Origin of the sequence: Burkholderia sp. E168m15, assembly GCF_016586105.1 — a bacterium.
GTDB lineage: Bacteria > Pseudomonadota > Gammaproteobacteria > Burkholderiales > Burkholderiaceae > Burkholderia > Burkholderia orbicola.
Window position 1 is genome coordinate 1 of record NZ_BCPO01000251.1, and the last position, 618, is coordinate 618.

At 62.0% G+C, this 618-nt stretch carries 2 protein-coding genes; both read left to right on the forward strand.

The window, feature by feature from the left end; translation table 11 throughout:
* Positions 1-322 (forward strand): hypothetical protein (locus JMF86_RS34915; protein ID WP_201317496.1); only part of this gene is annotated, 322 nt, incomplete at its 5' end.
* Positions 319-507: a hypothetical protein gene (locus JMF86_RS34920; protein WP_201317497.1), complete on the forward strand. Its 189-nt coding sequence runs from the start codon at positions 319-321 to the stop codon at positions 505-507. The genes JMF86_RS34915 and JMF86_RS34920, both read left to right, overlap by 4 nt.
* Positions 508-618: the final 111 nt, after the last annotated feature.

The following is a 618-nucleotide window of genomic DNA, read 5'->3' on the forward strand; positions in this document are numbered from 1 at the left end:
GCGCAAGTCGATCACCGCTAATTCAGGCCAGGCCGCCGGTGCCGAGGTGTCGCCCGACGATCAGCGGGACGGCACGCGCTGGCGCACGCTGATGAAGAAAGGTGAGCCGGAGGTCTATGTCGAACGCACGGAGCGCCGTGTGATTCAACGTACGTCAGCCGTCGCGTTCTCCAGCCCGAATCTCACCGACAACATAGGCGTCAGCACAACGTCCGAGATGTTGGTCAAGCGGTACTCGATATTTGCGTGGTGGTCGCGCGAGAACGAATATCGAACGTTCACCGAAGCCGTCGACGCGATCGCAGCGGGCGCGATCCAATGAAGCTGACCGACGTCGAAGTGTTCGCGATCCGCGCGGCCGCCCTACCTGAACACCTGCGCGAGAAGCTGTATCCGGAGCTGATGGTGCGCTGCTCGGCCTGCGACGGAACGGGCGACGTGCACGACGCTGCCGGCGAATGGCGCGGCGTGTGCACGGCCTGCAACATGTCGGGAGACCCATCATGAGCAAGTACCGGAAGCTCGATACGCTGATCCTCGGCGAGATCAGCGAAAAACCGCGTCGCTTCGACAGCATATTTGCTGTGGCAGCGGTCTATGCCGAATGCCGTGAATTCT

Bases quoted from the DNA above. Each gene is read 5' to 3' on its own strand.
- JMF86_RS34920 (WP_201317497.1), top strand. From the start codon at position 319: ATGAAGCTGACCGACGTCGAAGTGTTCGCGATCCGCGCGGCCGCCCTA.